The organism is Halomonas tibetensis (assembly GCF_042643535.1).
GTDB lineage: Bacteria > Pseudomonadota > Gammaproteobacteria > Pseudomonadales > Halomonadaceae > Halomonas > Halomonas tibetensis.
Genome location: NZ_JBHRSQ010000009.1, coordinates 114,867 through 131,720, shown reverse-complemented (window position 1 = coordinate 131,720; position 16,854 = coordinate 114,867). Strand labels below are relative to the sequence as shown.

Sequence of the window (16,854 nt, the reverse complement as noted above, 5' to 3'; positions counted from 1 at the left end):
CTACTTCCCGATGCAGAAGCTGCCGAAGATTTCGCCGAGAAGATCGTCAGCGCTGAACTCCCCGGTGATCTCGCCCAGCGCCTGCTGGGCGTCACGCAGGTCTTCCGCCAGCAGTTCACCGGCACCGTAGCCTGCGAGCTGAGATTCGCCATTTTCCAGGGCTTGTCTAGCCCGGTCCAGAGCGTCCAGGTGGCGACGTCTCGCCGAGAACCTGCCTTCAGCCGTGCCGGTGTAGCCCATCACCTCCTTGAGATGCGCTTTCAGGTTATCCATGCCCGCACCGGTTTTGGCGGAGAGCCGTATCACCGGTGTTTCTGTGGATAACTCGACTCCAGGCGCATCCTCTGTCGTATCTATCTTGTTGCTGACCAATGTCAGCCGTGTCGGGTCCGGCAGCCGTGCCACGAACTCGGGCCAGATCGTCATTGGGTCGAGGGAAGCGGTGGTAGAGGCATCTACCAGGAGCAGGACCCGATCGGCCTTCTCGATCTCCGCCCAGGCCCGGGCCACGCCGATCTGCTCCACGGCGTCCGGTGTGTCACGCAGCCCGGCGGTATCGATGATGTGCAGCGGCATGCCGTCGATGTGGATATGCTCACGTAGTACGTCCCGAGTCGTACCGGCGATGTCGGTAACGATGGCGGTCTCCTGTTCGGTGAGGGCATTGAGCAGGCTCGATTTGCCGGCGTTAGGCCGCCCAGCGATCACCACGTTCATGCCCTCCCGCATCAGCGCGCCCTGGCCGGCAGCGGCTCGCACCGCGGCCAGTTCTGACATCACCCCGGCGAGGCGCTCGGCTACCTTGCCGTCGGCCAGGAAGTCGATCTCTTCCTCCGGAAAATCGATAGCCGCTTCCACGTAGATGCGCAGCTCGATGAGCCGCTGCACCAGCCCCTCGACTCGCCGCGAGAAGTCTCCTTGCAGTGAACGCAGGGCATTCTCGGCGGCGGCCCGGGAACTGGCGTCGATCAGATCGGCGATCGCCTCGGCCTGGGCCAGGTCGAGTTTGTCGTTGAGGAAGGCGCGCTCCGAGAATTCTCCGGGGCGAGCTAGACGTGCGCCGAGATCCATGCAGCGTGCCAGCAGCAGGTCCATGATCACCGGGCCGCCATGGCCCTGCAGCTCCAGCACGTCCTCGCCTGTAAAGGAGTGGGGCCCTTCGAAGTAGAGAGAGATGCCCTCGTCGATCACCTGCTCCTCGCCTCTGAAGGCGCCGTAGTGAGCTCGGCGAGGGGGAGGGCATTGGCCTACTACCGCCTTGGCGATGGCCGCGCAGAGGGGGCCAGAGACCCGGATGATGCCTACACCGCCCCGGCCGGGCGGCGTGGCGAGAGCGGCGATGGTGTCCTGGTCGTGGAGGCTGGCCATGGGAATCTCCTGATGGTGGAGTCATTGTCGGTTTCGAGTCCTACAAACGCCAGACCCCCGCACGTGGCGGGGGTCTGGTATTGGCAAGAGACTGCCTGCTACTTGGTCTTCATCCCCTTGCCGATACTCGGATCGTTCTCGATCTTGCGGGTGATGGCGTACTGCTGGGCGATGGAGATGATGTTGTTGACCACCCAGTAGATCACCAGACCAGCCGGGAACCAGAGGAAGAAGAAGGTGAAGACGATGGGCAGCATGCGCATGATCTTCGCCTGCATGGGGTCCGGAGGTGTCGGGTTGAGCATCTGCTGCACAAACATCGAGGCGCCCATCAGGATCGGCAGGATGAAGAACGGATCCTTCACCGACAGATCTTGGATCCAAAACATGAAGGGCGCATGGCGTAGTTCCACGGACTCCAGCAGCATCCAGTAGAGCGCGATGAATACCGGCATCTGCACCAGGATCGGCAGGCAGCCGCCCAGAGGATTGATCTTCTCCTTCTGGTAGAACTTCATCATCTCCTGGGACATCTTCTGGCGGTCATCGCCGTACTGCTCCTTGAGGCGCTGCATCTCCGGGCCTAGCTTGCGCATGCGAGCCATGGACTTGTAAGCCTTGGCGGAAAGCGGCCACAAGACAAGCTTGACTGAGATGGTCAGCAGTACGATGGACCAGCCCCAATTGCCGATAAGGTTGTGGATCTGGTCGAGCAGCCAGAAGAGGGGATTGGCGATGAACCATAGCCAGCCGAAGTCAACGGTGAGGCGCAGATTGGGGGCCACGGTCTCAAGGTAATCCTGCACCTTGGGCCCCATGTAGAGGGTCGCCCCCAGGCGTGCCTCGCCTCCGGGTGCCAGGGTGCTGACCGGACCGGCAAAAGCGGCCACGTTACGATTCTGTGAATCGGTGGTGGCATAGTAGAGGTTCTGCTGGTTCTGAGACGGCGCCCAGGCTGAAACGAAGTAGTGCTGGATGATTGCTACCCAGCCGCCCTGGGCGTCCACGTTTTGGAAACTGCCGCTCTGGATATCGTCGAAGTCGACCTTTTCGTAGCGACTCTCCGGTGTGGAGTAGGCCGCGCCGAGATAGGACTGCATGCCCAGGGCCGGGCCACTTGAGGGATCGCTGCTGTTGTCGCGGGCCAGCTGGCCAATAAAGCGGGCGGTGACAGGCGTTTCACTGCTGTTGGTCAGGTAATAGTTGACGTCTACAGCGTAGTTGCCACGCTCGAAAGTGAACCGCTTGATGATGTCGATGCCGTTGACTTCGGCCCTCAGGTCGACCTCGATACGATTGTCGTCCTCGGCCATCCGGTGTTCATTCTGCTCCGGGGTGAAGGCGATGCGGCCGGCCTGACCATCTAGCTGGAGGCCGGAGCGAGCCACATAGCTGCGACTTTCGCTATCCGAAAGCAGCACGTAGGGCCGGTCCGAGTTGAGCGTTAGCTTGTGCTGTGGCAACGCTGCGTAGACGATGTCGCCGCCCTGGGGATCGATTCGCAGGTCCAGCACATCGGTAACTACTGCGATCAAGTCGCGACCGCTGGTGGGTGAGCTTGACGTGTCTGGCATCGCCTGACTCACGTCGCCTGACGCGCTGCGCGGCGCTGGCACAGCAAGGCTATCCGGGTCGGACTGTTGGGCCTCGCCATTAACTGGACTGCTAGTGAAGGAGGGCGCCTCGGGCTCAGGGGATACCTGGCTATAGTCCTGATTCCACTGCACTACGATCAGGTAGGCGAGCACCGCCAGAGGGATCAGCAAGAGGAGTCGTTTTACGTCCATGAAGGTTCTGCCCGATGGGTGGTGAACTTGCCGAAGGCGAGATGGAAAACATCTGCCCGAGATAGACAAAAGCCTGCCAAGGGCAGGCTGGATGCCAAACACGGACTATCGGCGGTAGTACCGACAAGCTCAGTGAGTACCATGAACGAAAAAAATGACATGGTGATGACTCCTGGCTGAACGGTCATTTGTCCTGACGGTCGTTCGCGCTGGCGGTCTCTAACGTAGGCTGGCTTTCGCCTGCGGATTTTCTTGCCTCACGTTCCAATCGACGCCACATTCCATGCAGCTGGCGATGTAGGATCTTGTTGTCCAGATCCCCCACCCCTCGCCTGGCCATCAGCACGATATCAACATCCGGCAGTCGTTGCTGCTGGAGGCGGACGGATTCTCGAGCGATGCGTTTAAGGCGGTTGCGGTCGACTGCGCGGCGAAGATTCTTCTTGCTGACGATCAGTCCAAGACGTGGATGTCCAAGTCGGTTGGGCGTCGCCAGAATCATGAGACCTTTGCCGTGGATCTTGAAAACCGCTTTCTCGAAGACTTGCCGATAGTCCCCGGCCGTCAGCAGGCGCAGACGGCGGGGGTATTCCTGGCTGGACACGTGCAGTCCGTATTCAGGCGCTCAGACGCTTGCGACCCTTGGCACGACGGCGTGCCAGGACGGCTCGGCCGTTCTTGGTTGCCATACGGGCACGGAAGCCGTGCACGCGCTTGCGTTTCAGAACGCTGGGCTGAAAGGTGCGTTTCATAACTCGTTATTCCCACGTGGTTTTCTGGAAGAATTGACAATTTCGAGGCGCTCGGGTGCCTGGCTGGAACCCAAGAGTATTCGGCTCAAGACCGGAAATTGTAAAGATATCGCGGCTCGGGTGCAATTTTTACGTAGCGCCCGTCGACTCAGATGGCAACGAGACAGGTTTTCAGCGTCCGGGGACTGGCATCGAATAGCCTCGTCTTTTCAACTATTACTGATTAAGATCTTTGATAGAAGCTGTTATTAATACTGGGGATGGCCTCTGTGGACAAACGCCTTTATGATTTTAAAATCATGCATCTATGATCATCATCACACTGTGGATATCCGGTGGGATAGCAGAGGAATGTCTGTGAGTAAGCCGTGGATGAAACAGCCGATTGCCCACAGACAGTCGCTATTCCACAGCCTCTGCCAGAAAAGCGCTCAGGGTAGGGGGAAAGTTTTCCACAGCCATCGCGCAGTCGCCACGGGGTGTGGATAACTGCTCATTGGAACGATACAATATGCGACCGTTTTCCAACCGATGGTGAGGTCGCGTGGCGCTAGCTCTCTGGCAACAGTGTCTGGACACTCTCCAGGACGAGCTGAATTCTCAGCAGTTCAACACCTGGATACGCCCGCTTCAGGCGGAAGAGGGGGAGTCGGGAGAGCTTTGTCTCCTGGCGCCCAACCGCTTTGTGCGAGACTGGGTCAGCGACAAGTTCGCTAAGCGTATCAGCGAGTTAATGCGTGAACTATCGCCGGCCAAGCCACCAAAGATCGTGCTGACGGTTGGCAGTCGGCGTTCTGGGCTACAGCCTCAGCCTCGTGATCTGGGTAATCCGGTGTCGGCCACGCCTCGCCGCCCTTCATCCCCTGCCGTGCATACCCAGTCGCGAAGCGAGGTGGGCGACGCCCGAGAACTCGACGCCCAGCGGGATGATAGAATTGGGCGACGTGCCGCTGGGGGTCGCCAGGTGCAGGTCGAAGGCAGCCTGAAGCACAATAGCTGCTTGAACCCCAATTTCACCTTTGAAACCTTCGTCGAGGGCAAATCTAACCAGCTGGCCAGAGCCGCTTCTCGCCAGGTCTCCGAGAATCCTGGAGGCGCGTACAACCCGCTGTTCCTCTACGGGGGAGTTGGCCTCGGCAAGACTCACTTGATGCATGCGGTGGGCAATGCCTTGGCAACTCGTCGCGAGAATGCTCGTGTTGTCTATTTACATTCCGAGCGTTTTGTTGCCGACATGGTAAAGGCGCTACAGCTCAACGCCATCAATGACTTCAAGCGCTTTTATCGCAGCGTTGATGCGCTGCTGATCGACGACATTCAGTTCTTCGCCGGCAAAGAGCGTTCCCAGGAAGAATTTTTCCACACCTTCAACGCCCTGCTCGAGGGCGGTCAACAGATGATCCTGACGTCGGACCGTTACCCCAAGGAGATCAGTGGCGTCGAAGAGCGTCTCAAATCGCGTTTCGGCTGGGGGTTGACCGTCGCGATCGAGCCGCCGGAGTTGGAGACCCGTGTGGCAATCCTGATGAAGAAGGCCGACCAGGCGAAAGTCGACTTGCCCCACGACGCTGCCTTCTTCATTGCCCAGAAGATTCGTTCCAACGTGCGCGAGTTGGAAGGTGCCTTGAAGAAGGTGATAGCCGACTCTCACTTCATGGGCAAGACGATCACTCAGGACTTCATTCGCGAATCGCTGAAGGATCTGCTGGCCCTGCAGGACAAGCAGGTCGGGGTGGACAACATTCAGCGCACCGTGGCCGAGTACTACAAGATCAAGCTAACCGACCTGCTGTCCAAGCGGCGCTCGCGGTCTGTGGCCCGCCCTCGCCAGGTGGCCATGGCCCTGGCCAAGGAACTCACCAACCACAGCCTGCCCGAAATCGGCGATGCTTTCGGTGGTCGCGACCACACCACGGTGCTGCATGCCTGCCGCAAGGTTAAGTCGTTGCAGGAGGAGAGCTCCGACATCCGCGAGGACTACAAGAACCTTATGCGTTTGCTGACTAGCTGACAGGTCAATCTTCGATGCTTCGTTCGAGGGCCATCGGATCGTCTTCTGGCAGCGTTGCTAGCTACCTCTTAGCTCATGCCCTCGCGCTTCCCCGAGTCCAGCTGTGGTTAAATGGTTGACTAGCCGTTCGGTTCGGGCCGCGCGAGCTGCAATTCTTCAGGACTAGACGTGGAGTCGACATGAAATTTTCCATCTCCCGCGAAGCGCTGCTGCGACCGCTGACGCTGGTGGCCGGTGTGGTGGAGAGACGCCAGACCCTGCCGGTGCTCTCCAATGTGTTGATCCAGGTTGATCAGGATCAGGTTGCGCTGACTGGCACCGACCTCGAAGTAGAGCTGATTGGGCGGACTGTTGCGAGCCAGGTGGAACAGCCGGGATCTGCTACGGTGCCGGCGCGCAAATTGATGGATATCTGTAAGTCGCTGCCCGATCAAGCCGAAATTCAGCTATCTCTGGAAGAGGGCAGAGCGGTGCTGCGAAGCGGTCGCTCGCGCTTCACACTCTCCACCTTGCCTGTGGCCGAGTTTCCCAATATTGAAGACAGTCAGGGCAGCGTCGAGTTGGCTCTTCCTCGAGGTGTCTTGAAGCAGTTGATCGACTCCACCGCCTTCGCGATGGCTCAGCAGGACGTACGCTACTACTTGAACGGCATGCTGCTCGAGATGCGTTCCGGTTTGGTCCGCGCCGTAGCCACCGACGGCCACCGTCTGGCGGTCTGTTCGCGTTCCGTCGAGATCGAGGTGGAGCCAGCGCAAAAGCTCATCGTACCGCGTAAGGGGATTCTGGAGCTGGTACGCTTGCTGGACGACGGTGAAGAGCCGGTAAGCCTGTCCCTGGGAACCAGCCATATCCGCGCTCATACCGGCGACTTCACCTTCACCTCCAAGCTGGTTGATGGCAAGTTCCCCGATTATGAACGGGTCGTGCCTCGCGGTGGCGATAAGGTGTTCATCGCCGAGCGTGCCGAGCTGCGCCAGGTGCTTTCGCGCACCGCGATTCTTTCCAATGAGAAGTACCGCGGCGTGCGTCTGCATTTATCTGAAGGCAATCTCAAGGTCATGGCGAATAACCCTGAGCAGGAAGAAGCTGAAGCAAACATTGCTATTGAGTACAGCGGCCCGGGTCTCGAGATTGGCTTCAACGTTGGCTATCTGATTGACGTGCTCAACGCTCTGGACGAGGATCGCGTGCAGATGACCCTGGCAGATCCCAATAGCAGTGCGCTGATGGAGGAGCCTGGAGGCGGCGACGCTCTCTATGTCGTCATGCCCATGCGTCTCTAGTGATGATCACCGGCGGCACACTCTGTGCCGCCCAGCCTGTGCGTGCCAATGCCCCTAGATCGACTCGTCTTTCAAGGTCTGAGAAACTTACAAGCCATTGATCTAAAACCAGGAAATCGAATCAACCTGGTAACGGGAGACAATGGCAGTGGTAAGACGAGCCTGCTCGAGGGAATTCATGTTCTCGGCATGGGACGTTCATTCCGCACCCGTCATATGCGCCATGTCATTGCTCACGATGCAGAAGGCCTAGTCCTGCATGGTCGATTGGCGGGCGACCCTCCCCTTGCCTTTGGCGTGCGCCGCTTCCGTGATGAAAGTGAACTGGAAATTCGTCTAGCCGGCGAGCGCGTCAATCGCCTCTCCCGTCTGGTTGAGACCCTGCCGCTACAGCTCATCAATCCCGATACCTTCCGTCTGCTTGAGGGCCCCCCGGGGAGGCGAAGAGAGTTTCTTGACTGGGGGGTGTTTCACGTGAAACATGAGTTTTTCGAGGCGTGGCAGCGCGCCCGACGGGCGTTGAAACATCGGAATGCCCTCCTGAGACATGGTAGAATAGACGAAAATTCCATGTCGGCCTGGGAGTTTGAATTCGTCCACTGGAGTGAGCGTATCGATGCCATGCGCAGCGCTTGGGTCGATGCCTTTCTTCCCGTGTTCGACGAGACACTAGCGGGCTTGATGCCGCTGCCGGGCCTGCAGCTGCGTTACTCACGCGGCTGGGATAAGCGTCGTGATCTCACAGAGATATTGAGGCAGGGGAGAGACGTGGATAGGCAGATGGGCTTTACCCAGCAGGGGCCTCAGCGTGCCGACCTGGCCGTCAGGCTTCACCGTCGCCCGGCCGTTGAGGTTCTCTCCCGGGGACAGCAGAAGCTGGTGGTAAGTGCTCTCAAGCTTGCTCAGGGCCGGCTGCTGGAGGCAACCACTGCAAGGCAATGCCTGTATCTGATCGATGATCTCCCGGCAGAGCTCGATAGCGCCCACCGTCAGGTGTTCTGCCAATGGTTGGAAAGCATGCACTGCCAGGCATTCATCACAAGCGTTGATCACGACGCCCTGGCAGATATGTGGCAGCCCGCAACTCCCGTGGCGATGTTTCACGTGAAACGTTCAGCTTCTGGTGAGGGAAAGCTGGCACCACTGGAACGACAGATTTCATGATGGAGCAGTCAATGAGCGAGCAGGCCTACGACTCATCGAGCATCAAGGTACTCAAGGGACTGGATGCCGTACGCAAGAGACCCGGCATGTACATCGGTGATACCGATGACGGCACAGGGCTGCATCATATGGTGTTCGAGCTGGTAGATAACTCCATTGACGAAGCACTGGCCGGACACTGTAGCGAAATTCGTGTGGTCATCCATCCCGACGAGTCTGTCACGGTCAGCGATAACGGTCGGGGGGTTCCCACTGGCATCCACGAAGGTGAAGGAGTTTCTGCCGCAGAAGTGATCATGACGGTGCTCCACGCAGGTGGAAAATTCGACGACAACTCCTACAAGGTTTCCGGCGGCCTGCATGGCGTCGGGGTGTCGGTGGTTAACGCGCTGTCAGAGGAACTGAAGCTGACCATCTGGCGTGCCGGTGAGGTCTTTGAGCAAAATTATTGTCACGGGGTACCTCAGTCGCCCCTGGCAGTGGTTGGGAAGACCGAAAAGACCGGTACGCGAGTGCATTTTCGACCCTCTCCGCAAACCTTCACCAGCATAGAGTTCCATTACGATATCCTGGCAAAGCGGCTGCGTGAGCTCTCCTTCTTGAACTCTGGCGTTGCCATTCGTTTGATCGACGAACGCAGTGGAAAGGAGGAGGTGTTCCACTACGAGGGCGGTCTCAAGGCTTTCGTCGACCACCTCAATACCAACAAGAGCGTGCTCAACCCGGTGTTTCATTTCAACGCCGAGCGTGAAGACGGCGTTGGTGTAGAAGTGGCGATGCAGTGGAATGACTCCTTCAACGAAAATATTTTCTGCTATACCAATAATATTCCTCAGCGAGATGGTGGTGCTCACCTGGCAGGTTTTCGTGCGGCGCTGACCAGAACCCTCAACGCCTACATCGAGTCCGAGGGTCTGCTAAAGAAGTCCAAGATCAATACGTCAGGCGACGACGCTCGAGAGGGTCTGACGGCTATTGTCTCGGTAAAGGTGCCCGACCCCAAGTTCTCGTCCCAAACCAAGGACAAGCTCGTCTCGTCCGAGGTCAAGACGGCAGTGGAACAGGAAATGGGTCGGCTGTTTTCCGAATACCTTGTCGAGAAGCCCAGCGAAGCCAAGTCGATCGTCAACAAGATGCTTGATGCTGCCCGTGCTCGGGAAGCGGCGCGCAAGGCACGCGACATGACTCGTCGCAAGGGAGCGCTGGATATTGCGGGCCTGCCGGGAAAACTGGCGGACTGCCAGGAGAAGGACCCCAGCCTCTCCGAAATTTTCCTGGTAGAGGGTGATTCAGCCGGCGGCAGTGCCAAGCAGGGGCGAGATCGCCGTACCCAGGCAATCCTGCCGCTCAAGGGCAAGATACTGAACGTGGAGAAAGCGCGGTTTGACAAGATGCTCTCCTCTGCTGAGGTCGGTACTCTCATCACTGCCCTGGGCTGTGGTATCGGTCGTGAGGAGTTCAACCCGGACAAGTTGCGCTACCATTCGATCATCATCATGACCGACGCAGACGTTGACGGATCTCATATCCGAACCTTGCTGCTGACCTTCTTCTTCCGTCAGATGTCTTCGTTGATCGAGCGTGGTCATGTCTTTATCGCTCAACCCCCTCTCTATAAGATCAAACGCGGTAAGCAGGAGCTCTACCTCAAGGATGAGCAGGCGATGACCGACTACCTGACCGCCACCGCTCTGGATGGCGCACGGCTCTATGTCAACGCGGATGCGCCGGGTATCAGCGGGTCTCAACTCGAGGGCCTAGTAAATCAGTATCGTGAAGTCGTACGGCGTATCGATCGCCTCTCCAGAGTTTATCCGAATGAAGTGCTGAAGCGGATCGTTCATGCCGCACGCCTTGAGGGAGATGTTAGCCTTCGTGATCGCGGGACCATGCAGAACTGGATTGATCATCTACAGCACGAAATGGATGAAGTGGTGGCCTATGAAGGAGGGCCGCGTTACACCTTCCGGCTCGAGGAAGACACCGAGCGTAGCTTCTATCTGCCGGCAGTTACCCTAACAGCGCATGGCGTTTCCACCGATTACGTCTGGGGCATTGAATTCTTTACCAGCGCCGACTATCGCGGCATGGCAGATCTTGGTGAAACCTTGGATGGTCTCTTGGAGGAAGGCGCCTTTGTGGCCCGTGGAGAGCGCCAGAAACGTGTGAGCTCTTTTTATGAGGCTCTTGATTGGTTGATGGCCGAGGCCCAGCGTGGTCTGTCGATTCAGCGCTACAAGGGTCTGGGAGAGATGAACCCGGATCAGCTCTGGGATACCACCATGAATCCTGAGACTCGTCGCATGCTGCGGGTTACCATTGAAGATGCGGTTGGCGCTGATATGATGTTCAACACTCTGATGGGTGACGAAGTAGAACCACGTCGCGATTTCATTGAGCGCTATGCGCTCGTCGCTAATCTGGATGTGTGATGGAGTGTTCCACGTGAAACACTTCGCGGAGATCCTTTAGCGCTGAGACCCGCAAGAGAAACAAGAGAAAAAAGCTCCGCTGTCATTGATGACAGCGGGGCTTTTCTTATGTGGGATACGAAAAAGGGCGAGTCGAATTGCCGCGCGATGAAAACTACGTAACGCTACTGCTCAAGTAACCAATCAGCGAACTGGGCCAAGTCGTCAAAGATGCGCGTCGTGTCTTCAGAGTTGGCCAGCTCAGGGTGCTTGTCCAGTGTTCGCTTCCCTTTGCCAGTCAATACCAATATAGGTTGAGCTTCAACAGCGTTACCGGCTTGAAGATCGCGCATGCTGTCACCGACCATCCAGCTGCCCTTCAGGTCTCTCATGCCAAGCGCTACACCAATCTGCTCAAGCAACCCAGGTAGCGGCTTGCGGCAGCTGCATCCATCACTGGGGCTGTGTGGGCACCAGGCGATATGAGCGATTCGCCCGCCGTCTTCACTCACCAGGCGGTTCAACTCGGCATGCATCCTGTTAAGGGTGGCTTCATCATAGTAGCCGCGAGCGATGCCGGACTGATTAGTGGCCACCGCCACTGTCCATCCGGCGCGACTGAGACGAGAAATGGCGTGGATGGCAGACGGGTAGGGTATCCATTCGGTCAGCGTTTTGACGTACTCGTCGGAGTCGAGATTGATGACGCCGTCACGATCTAGAATCACCAGGCGGTCGGGAGAACACATCCGTGCGGCTCCTTGTCGGTTCGAGAGGTGGCAGAGTGTTTCACGTGGAACATTGCCTGCCAAGCTGATAAGCAAATGTTTCATGTGAAACATGCCAAAGCCAGAGATAAAAAAGCCGGTAGACCTGAGGTCTACCGGCTTTGTGCAACTCCTGGTGCGTCGCCCTATGGCCCTACTGCTGAAGCTGAGCGATGTCGGCGACTTCGAGGAAAAGGGCGCGCAGGCTAGCCAGCAAGGCCAGTCGGTTGGCGCGAATGGCCGGGTCGTCGGACATTACCATCACCTTGTCGAAGAAGGCATCGACCGGTTCGCGCAGGGTGGCGAGGATGTCCAGCGCCTCGGCATAGCGTCCCTCGGCAAAAAGAGGCATAACCTGTTCGCGATGGCCGCTGACTGCTTCGTGTAGCGCCTGTTCGACAGCTTCTTTCAGCAGATACGGATCGACCTGAAGGCCAACGTCGTTTTCCTGCTTGGCGAGGATATTGGAGACCCGTTTGTTGGCCGCGACCAGAGCGGCGGCTTCCTCGCGACCGGAGAAGGCCTGTACGGCCCGCAGGCGCCGGGCGAAGTCCAGCGGACGCGTCACCGGGCGGGCACGCACCGCCAGGTAGGCCTCGGCGGTGATTCCCTCATCCTGGGCCCAGGCGCGGATGCGGTCGAGCGCATAGTTCAGCACCTCATCCACCAAGTTCTCAGCGTAAGGCAGTTCCTGGTGCTGAGCGGCGGCCAGTTCAAGCAGTTCGCGCAGGTCCAGGTTCAGTTCACCCTTGATCAGGATGTTGAGCACCCCGATAGCGGCGCGACGAAGGGCGAAGGGGTCCTTGGTGCCAGTTGGGCGGGCGCCTATGCCGAAGATGCCGGTCAGCGTGTCGAGACGGTCGGCCAGAGCCAGGGCCAGTCCGGTCCGGCTGTGCGGAATGGCATCCGAGGCGAAGCGGGGGAGATATTGTTCTTCGAGAGCCTGGGCGACCTCGGGAGACTCGCCGTCCTGCTCGGCATAGTAGCGGCCCATGATGCCCTGCAATTCAGGGAACTCCTGCACCATCTCGGTAACGAGGTCACACTTGGCCAACTCTGCGGCGCGGCGCGCGTGAGCCACATTGCCTTCGATGCGGCCGGCGATAAAGGCGGCCACGGCAGCGCTGCGGTGCGCCTTGTCGGCCAGGGTGCCCAGCTGTTTCTGGAACACCACGCCAGCAAGCTCACTGATGCGCGAGTCGAGGGGGCGCTTGCAGTCGGTGTCGTAGAAGAAGGCGGCGTCGGCCAGACGAGGGCGGATTACTTTCTCATTGCCTTCGATCACCCGCTGAGGGTCGATGCTGTCGATATTGGCAATGGTGATGAAAAGAGGCTTGAGGCGCCCCTCTTCATCAATCAGATGAAAGTACTTCTGGTTGGCCTTCATGGAGGAAACCAGGCACTCGGCTGGCACTTCAAGGAATCGCTCATCGAAGCTGCCGGCCAGTGCTACCGGCCACTCCACCAGGCCGCTGACCTCAACCAGCAGCGATTCGTCGATCACCGCGATCGCTTCCTGAACTTCAGCTTCGGATAGCACCTGCTCGCGAATGCGCTCGCGGCGCTGGTTCCGATCAGCCAGCACCCAAGCCTGCTCCATCACGGCGAGGTAGCCGTCGGCCTGGGTTAGATCGATGGCCTCTGGGGCGTGGAAACGGTGGCCGTAGGTGGTGCGGCCTGTCTTGAGCCCCAACGCTTCGGCCTCGACGACGTCACTGCCATAGAGCATGACCAGCCAGTGCACCGGACGGGAGAACTCTACTCGTGAAGCGCCCCAGCGCATGTTCTTGGGCACCGGCAGGGCGGAAATGGCCTTCTGCAGGATGCCGGGGAGCAGGGTCGTTGTGGCTTCGCCACGTTGCCGTTCGCGATAGCCAAGCCAGGTGCCCTTGTCGGTCTCCAGGTGGATCAGCTGGTCGACGCCGACACCGCAGGAGCGAGCAAAGCCCTCGGCGGCCTTGGTGGGCTGGCCGTCCTTGAAGGCGGCAGCCAGGGCGGGGCCACGTTTCTCCACTTCGTGGTCGGGCTGGCTGTCGGACAGGGCTGCTACCTGTACCGCCAGGCGACGCGGTGTGGCATAGGCGAGCACTTCGCCATGAGGCACCTCAGCATCGGACAGGCCGCGGTGGATGCCGGCGGCAAGGGCATCGGAAAGGGTATCAATAGCGCCGGGTGGAAGTTCCTCGACGCCCAGTTCGATCAGTAACGTATTAACGGCCATGCTCAAGCGTCTCCCTGTTCAAGCAGTTCGCGGCGCAGGGCCTCGGGGGCCAGCGGAAAACCGGCGGCCTTGCGTGATTCGAAGTAGGCGTTGGCCACGTCACGGGCCATGGTACGCACGCGCAAGATAAAGCGCTGACGCTCGGTGACCGAGATGGCGTGGCGCGCATCGAGAAGGTTGAAGGTGTGAGATGCCTTGAGCACCTGCTCGTAGGCGGGCAGCGGAAGACCTGCTTCTAGCAGTCGGGTGCAGTCTCGCTCCTGCTGGTCAAAAGCACCAAAGAGGAAGTCGATGTCGGCATGCTCGAAATTGTAGGCCGACTGCTCACGCTCGTTTTGCAGGTAGACATCACCGTAGGTGACCTTCGAGCCGTCCGGAGCCACTGTCCATATCAGGTCATAGACGCTATCGACGTCCTGCAGGTACATAGCGATTCGCTCCAGCCCGTAGGTCAGCTCTCCGGTGACCGGGTAACACTCGATGCCGCCGGCCTGCTGGAAGTAGGTGAACTGGGTGACCTCCATGCCGTTGAGCCAGATCTCCCAGCCCAGGCCCCAGGCGCCGAGTGTGGGCGATTCCCAGTTGTCCTCGACGAACCGAATGTCATGCACCAGTGGATCGAGGCCAAGGCGCTTCAGTGAACCGAGATAGAGCCCCTGGAAATCGGCGGGGGAAGGCTTCATCACTACCTGGAACTGGTAGTAGTGCTGCAGGCGATTGGGGTTCTCGCCATAGCGGCCGTCGGTGGGGCGCCGAGACGGCTGTACGTAGGCAGCGTTCCAGGTCTCGGGGCCGATGGCGCGGAGGAAGGTGGCCGGGTGGAAGGTGCCGGCACCGACCTCCATATCGAGGGGCTGCAGGACCACGCAGCCCTGTTCGGCCCAGTACTGCTGCAGAGCCAGGATCAACCCCTGAAAGGTCGAGGCATCAGACGCCGACCCGTAGGTCGAGGTCGACGCGGGTGTCGAGGACGATAGAGTCATTGCGTAAAGCACCGTTGGCCATGAATTCACAGGTCGTCAAGTATACAATCACCGGAAGATCGGTTATAGGCGCACGCCCAGAGACAGAGGATTCATCCCATGATCGTAGTGACAGGCGGGGCTGGTTTCATCGGCTCAAATCTGGTCAAGGCATTCAATGCCCGCGGCCGTCAGGATGTAATGGTGGTGGATGATCTTTCCGACGGCACCAAGTTCATCAACTTGGCCGACTGCACCGTTGGCGATTATCTGGACAAGGATGACTTCCGCCGTCGGGCGGAAGCGGAGCTGCGAGGAGACGTTTCGGGGCTGCCCGAGATCGACGCCATCTTCCATGAGGGGGCTTGTTCGGATACCACGGAGTGGGACGGACGCTTCATGCTCGACAACAACTTCGAGTATTCGAAGGTGCTGCTGCACTTCTGCCAGCGTCGGGGCATTCCCTTCCTCTACGCTTCCTCGGCGGCCACCTATGGTGGCAGCGAGGTGTTCGTGGAAGCGCCCGAACATGAAAAGCCTCTCAACGTTTACGGCTACTCAAAGCTGCTCTTTGATCAGTACGTGCGCGCACGCTGGAACGAGTTCCAGAGTCAGGTGGTCGGCTTTCGCTACTTCAACGTCTACGGTCCTCGTGAGCAGCACAAGGGCAAGATGGCCAGTGTCGCCTATCACCATCACACTCAGATCAGCGCCGGCCAGGACCTCAAGCTGTTCGGTGCCTGGGATGGCTACGAAGCTGGTATGCAAAGCCGGGATTTCGTCTATGTGGGTGACGTGGTGAGCGTCAACCTGTGGTTCCTCGATCACCCCGGCAAATCAGGAATTTTCAATCTGGGTAGCGGCCGTGCTGAGCCCTTCAGGGCGATCGGAGAGGCGGTGATCGAGTACTACGACCGCGGCAGCATTGAGTTCGTCGACTTTCCCGAGGAGCTCAAGGGCCGTTACCAGAGCTACACTCGCGCCGATATCGGTAGCCTGCGTCAGGCGGGTTACGACCGCGAGTTCCGCACCGTGGCTCAGGGCGTGCATGAGTATCTGGAGTGGCTGAATGCGTGAGCCGTTAGAGACAGGCGCCGGTGAAAGGATCCTTGTCGTCGGCCCCTCCTGGGTTGGCGACATGGTCATGGCCCAGAGCCTGTTCATGACGCTCAAGGCGCGTTATCCCGGCTGTCGTATCGGCGTGATGGCCCCAGCCTGGTCGCTGCCGATCCTCGAGCGCATGGCGGAGGTAGACGAGGGAGTGGCTCTGGACGTCGGCCACGGCGAATTCGGCTGGCATACCCGTCACCGTGTTGCCCGCTCGCTTCGCGGCCGGTTCGATCGCGCTATCGTGTTGCCGCGCTCATGGAAGTCGGCCCTAGTGCCCTTTCTGGCGCGTATTCCTCGGCGCACGGGTTTTACCGGCGAACAGCGCTATGGCTTGCTGAACGATCGACGGCGGCTCGATAAGGCCGTCCTCGACCAGACGGTGAAGCGCTTTGTAGCGCTGGGGCTGCCCGTCGAGAAGGCGGAGAAAGGGAGCTTCCCGATTCCGCGCCCCCACCTTGCTGTGGACGCCGACAACCTGGCTGAGCTGCGACGGGTTCATGAGCTCTCGACTCGCCCTGCCATCGGCATGATGCCGGGGGCCGAGTACGGTCCAGCCAAGCAGTGGCCGCTAGCGCATTTTCGCGCGCTGGCCGAATCGTTGGTGGCAGAGGGATTCGAGGTGAGGGTGCTGGGCGGCCCCAAAGATAACGAGGCCGGCGACGCCATCGCCGGCGAGGTGGAGCATGCGCACAATCTCTGTGGACGGACGCGTCTGGCAGATGCCGTGGACCTGCTCGCCGACTGCCGTCAGGTGGTCACCAACGATTCGGGACTGATGCACGTGGCTGCCGCGGCGGGCACTCGGGTGCATGCCCTCTATGGCTCCTCCTCACCGGTTTTCACACCGCCACTGACCGAGACTGCCGAGATTCACACCCTGGCACTCGCGTGCTCTCCCTGCTTCGCACGCACCTGCCCGCTGGGTCACACCCGCTGCCTCACCGAGCTTTCACCCGAGCGGCTGCTGGCGGCTCTGCTGGGCGCGGAACAGCGCCTCACCGTCGAGGAGTAGCCTGGC

The 16,854-nt window shown here is 59.4% G+C and carries 13 protein-coding genes; 6 read left to right on the top strand and 7 right to left on the bottom strand.

The window, feature by feature from the left end; genetic code table 11:
- The 4 genes from mnmE to rpmH form a co-directional block, all read right to left on the bottom strand.
- On the bottom strand, positions 1 to 1,368 hold the full coding sequence (gene mnmE, locus ACFODV_RS06895; RefSeq protein WP_379756682.1) for a tRNA uridine-5-carboxymethylaminomethyl(34) synthesis GTPase MnmE: 1,368 nt from the start codon (positions 1,366 to 1,368) through the stop codon (positions 1 to 3).
- 98 nt (positions 1,369 to 1,466) lie between these two features.
- Positions 1,467 to 3,155, bottom strand: a complete 1,689-nt coding sequence (gene yidC, locus ACFODV_RS06890) for a membrane protein insertase YidC (protein WP_379756679.1) — start codon at positions 3,153 to 3,155, stop codon at positions 1,467 to 1,469.
- Between the two features lie 184 nt (positions 3,156 to 3,339).
- Positions 3,340 to 3,759: a ribonuclease P protein component gene (gene rnpA, locus ACFODV_RS06885; protein ID WP_379756676.1), complete on the bottom strand. Its 420-nt coding sequence runs from the start codon at positions 3,757 to 3,759 to the stop codon at positions 3,340 to 3,342.
- 13 nt (positions 3,760 to 3,772) lie between these two features.
- Complete coding sequence (gene rpmH, locus ACFODV_RS06880; RefSeq protein ID WP_010626003.1) at positions 3,773 to 3,907, bottom strand: 50S ribosomal protein L34; 135 nt, start codon at positions 3,905 to 3,907, stop codon at positions 3,773 to 3,775.
- Between the two features lie 544 nt (positions 3,908 to 4,451).
- On the opposite strand from rpmH, the gene dnaA reads away from it, so the two are divergent.
- The 4 genes from dnaA to gyrB all read left to right on the top strand — a co-directional run bounded on the left by dnaA (position 4,452) and on the right by gyrB (position 10,797).
- Positions 4,452 to 5,918 carry a chromosomal replication initiator protein DnaA gene (dnaA, locus tag ACFODV_RS06875; protein ID WP_379756673.1) on the top strand — a complete coding sequence of 489 codons (1,467 nt, stop codon included), beginning with the start codon at positions 4,452 to 4,454 and terminating at the stop codon, positions 5,916 to 5,918.
- 179 nt (positions 5,919 to 6,097) lie between these two features.
- Positions 6,098 to 7,201, top strand: coding sequence for a DNA polymerase III subunit beta (gene dnaN, locus ACFODV_RS06870; protein WP_379756670.1), 1,104 nt, complete (start codon positions 6,098 to 6,100; stop codon positions 7,199 to 7,201).
- A 48-nt stretch (positions 7,202 to 7,249) separates the two neighbouring features.
- Positions 7,250 to 8,365 carry a DNA replication/repair protein RecF gene (gene recF / locus ACFODV_RS06865; RefSeq protein WP_379756667.1) on the top strand — a complete coding sequence of 372 codons (1,116 nt, stop codon included), beginning with the start codon at positions 7,250 to 7,252 and terminating at the stop codon, positions 8,363 to 8,365.
- Between the two features lie 11 nt (positions 8,366 to 8,376).
- On the top strand, positions 8,377 to 10,797 hold the full coding sequence (gene gyrB, locus ACFODV_RS06860; RefSeq protein WP_379756664.1) for a DNA topoisomerase (ATP-hydrolyzing) subunit B: 2,421 nt from the start codon (positions 8,377 to 8,379) through the stop codon (positions 10,795 to 10,797).
- A gap of 164 nt (positions 10,798 to 10,961) precedes the next feature.
- Here the strand turns inward: gyrB and gmhB are convergent, their stop codons facing one another.
- From gmhB to glyQ, 3 genes are all read right to left on the bottom strand, one after another.
- On the bottom strand, positions 10,962 to 11,525 hold the full coding sequence (gene gmhB, locus ACFODV_RS06855; RefSeq protein ID WP_379756661.1) for a D-glycero-beta-D-manno-heptose 1,7-bisphosphate 7-phosphatase: 564 nt from the start codon (positions 11,523 to 11,525) through the stop codon (positions 10,962 to 10,964).
- Positions 11,526 to 11,697: 172 nt separating this feature from the next.
- Positions 11,698 to 13,764: a glycine--tRNA ligase subunit beta gene (gene glyS / locus ACFODV_RS06850; RefSeq protein WP_379756658.1), complete on the bottom strand. Its 2,067-nt coding sequence runs from the start codon at positions 13,762 to 13,764 to the stop codon at positions 11,698 to 11,700.
- Positions 13,765 to 13,766: 2 nt separating this feature from the next.
- Positions 13,767 to 14,747, bottom strand: coding sequence for a glycine--tRNA ligase subunit alpha (glyQ, locus tag ACFODV_RS06845; protein ID WP_379756655.1), 981 nt, complete (start codon positions 14,745 to 14,747; stop codon positions 13,767 to 13,769).
- Between the two features lie 99 nt (positions 14,748 to 14,846).
- On the opposite strand from glyQ, the gene rfaD reads away from it, so the two are divergent.
- Together rfaD and waaF are read left to right on the top strand one after the other, a co-directional pair.
- Positions 14,847 to 15,803 (top strand): ADP-glyceromanno-heptose 6-epimerase, encoded by a 957-nt coding sequence (gene rfaD / locus ACFODV_RS06840; protein ID WP_379756652.1) that lies wholly within the window; start codon positions 14,847 to 14,849, stop codon positions 15,801 to 15,803.
- Positions 15,796 to 16,848, top strand: coding sequence for a lipopolysaccharide heptosyltransferase II (gene waaF, locus ACFODV_RS06835; protein WP_379756649.1), 1,053 nt, complete (start codon positions 15,796 to 15,798; stop codon positions 16,846 to 16,848). The genes rfaD and waaF overlap by 8 nt, the downstream gene beginning before the upstream one ends.
- Positions 16,849 to 16,854: the final 6 nt, after the last annotated feature.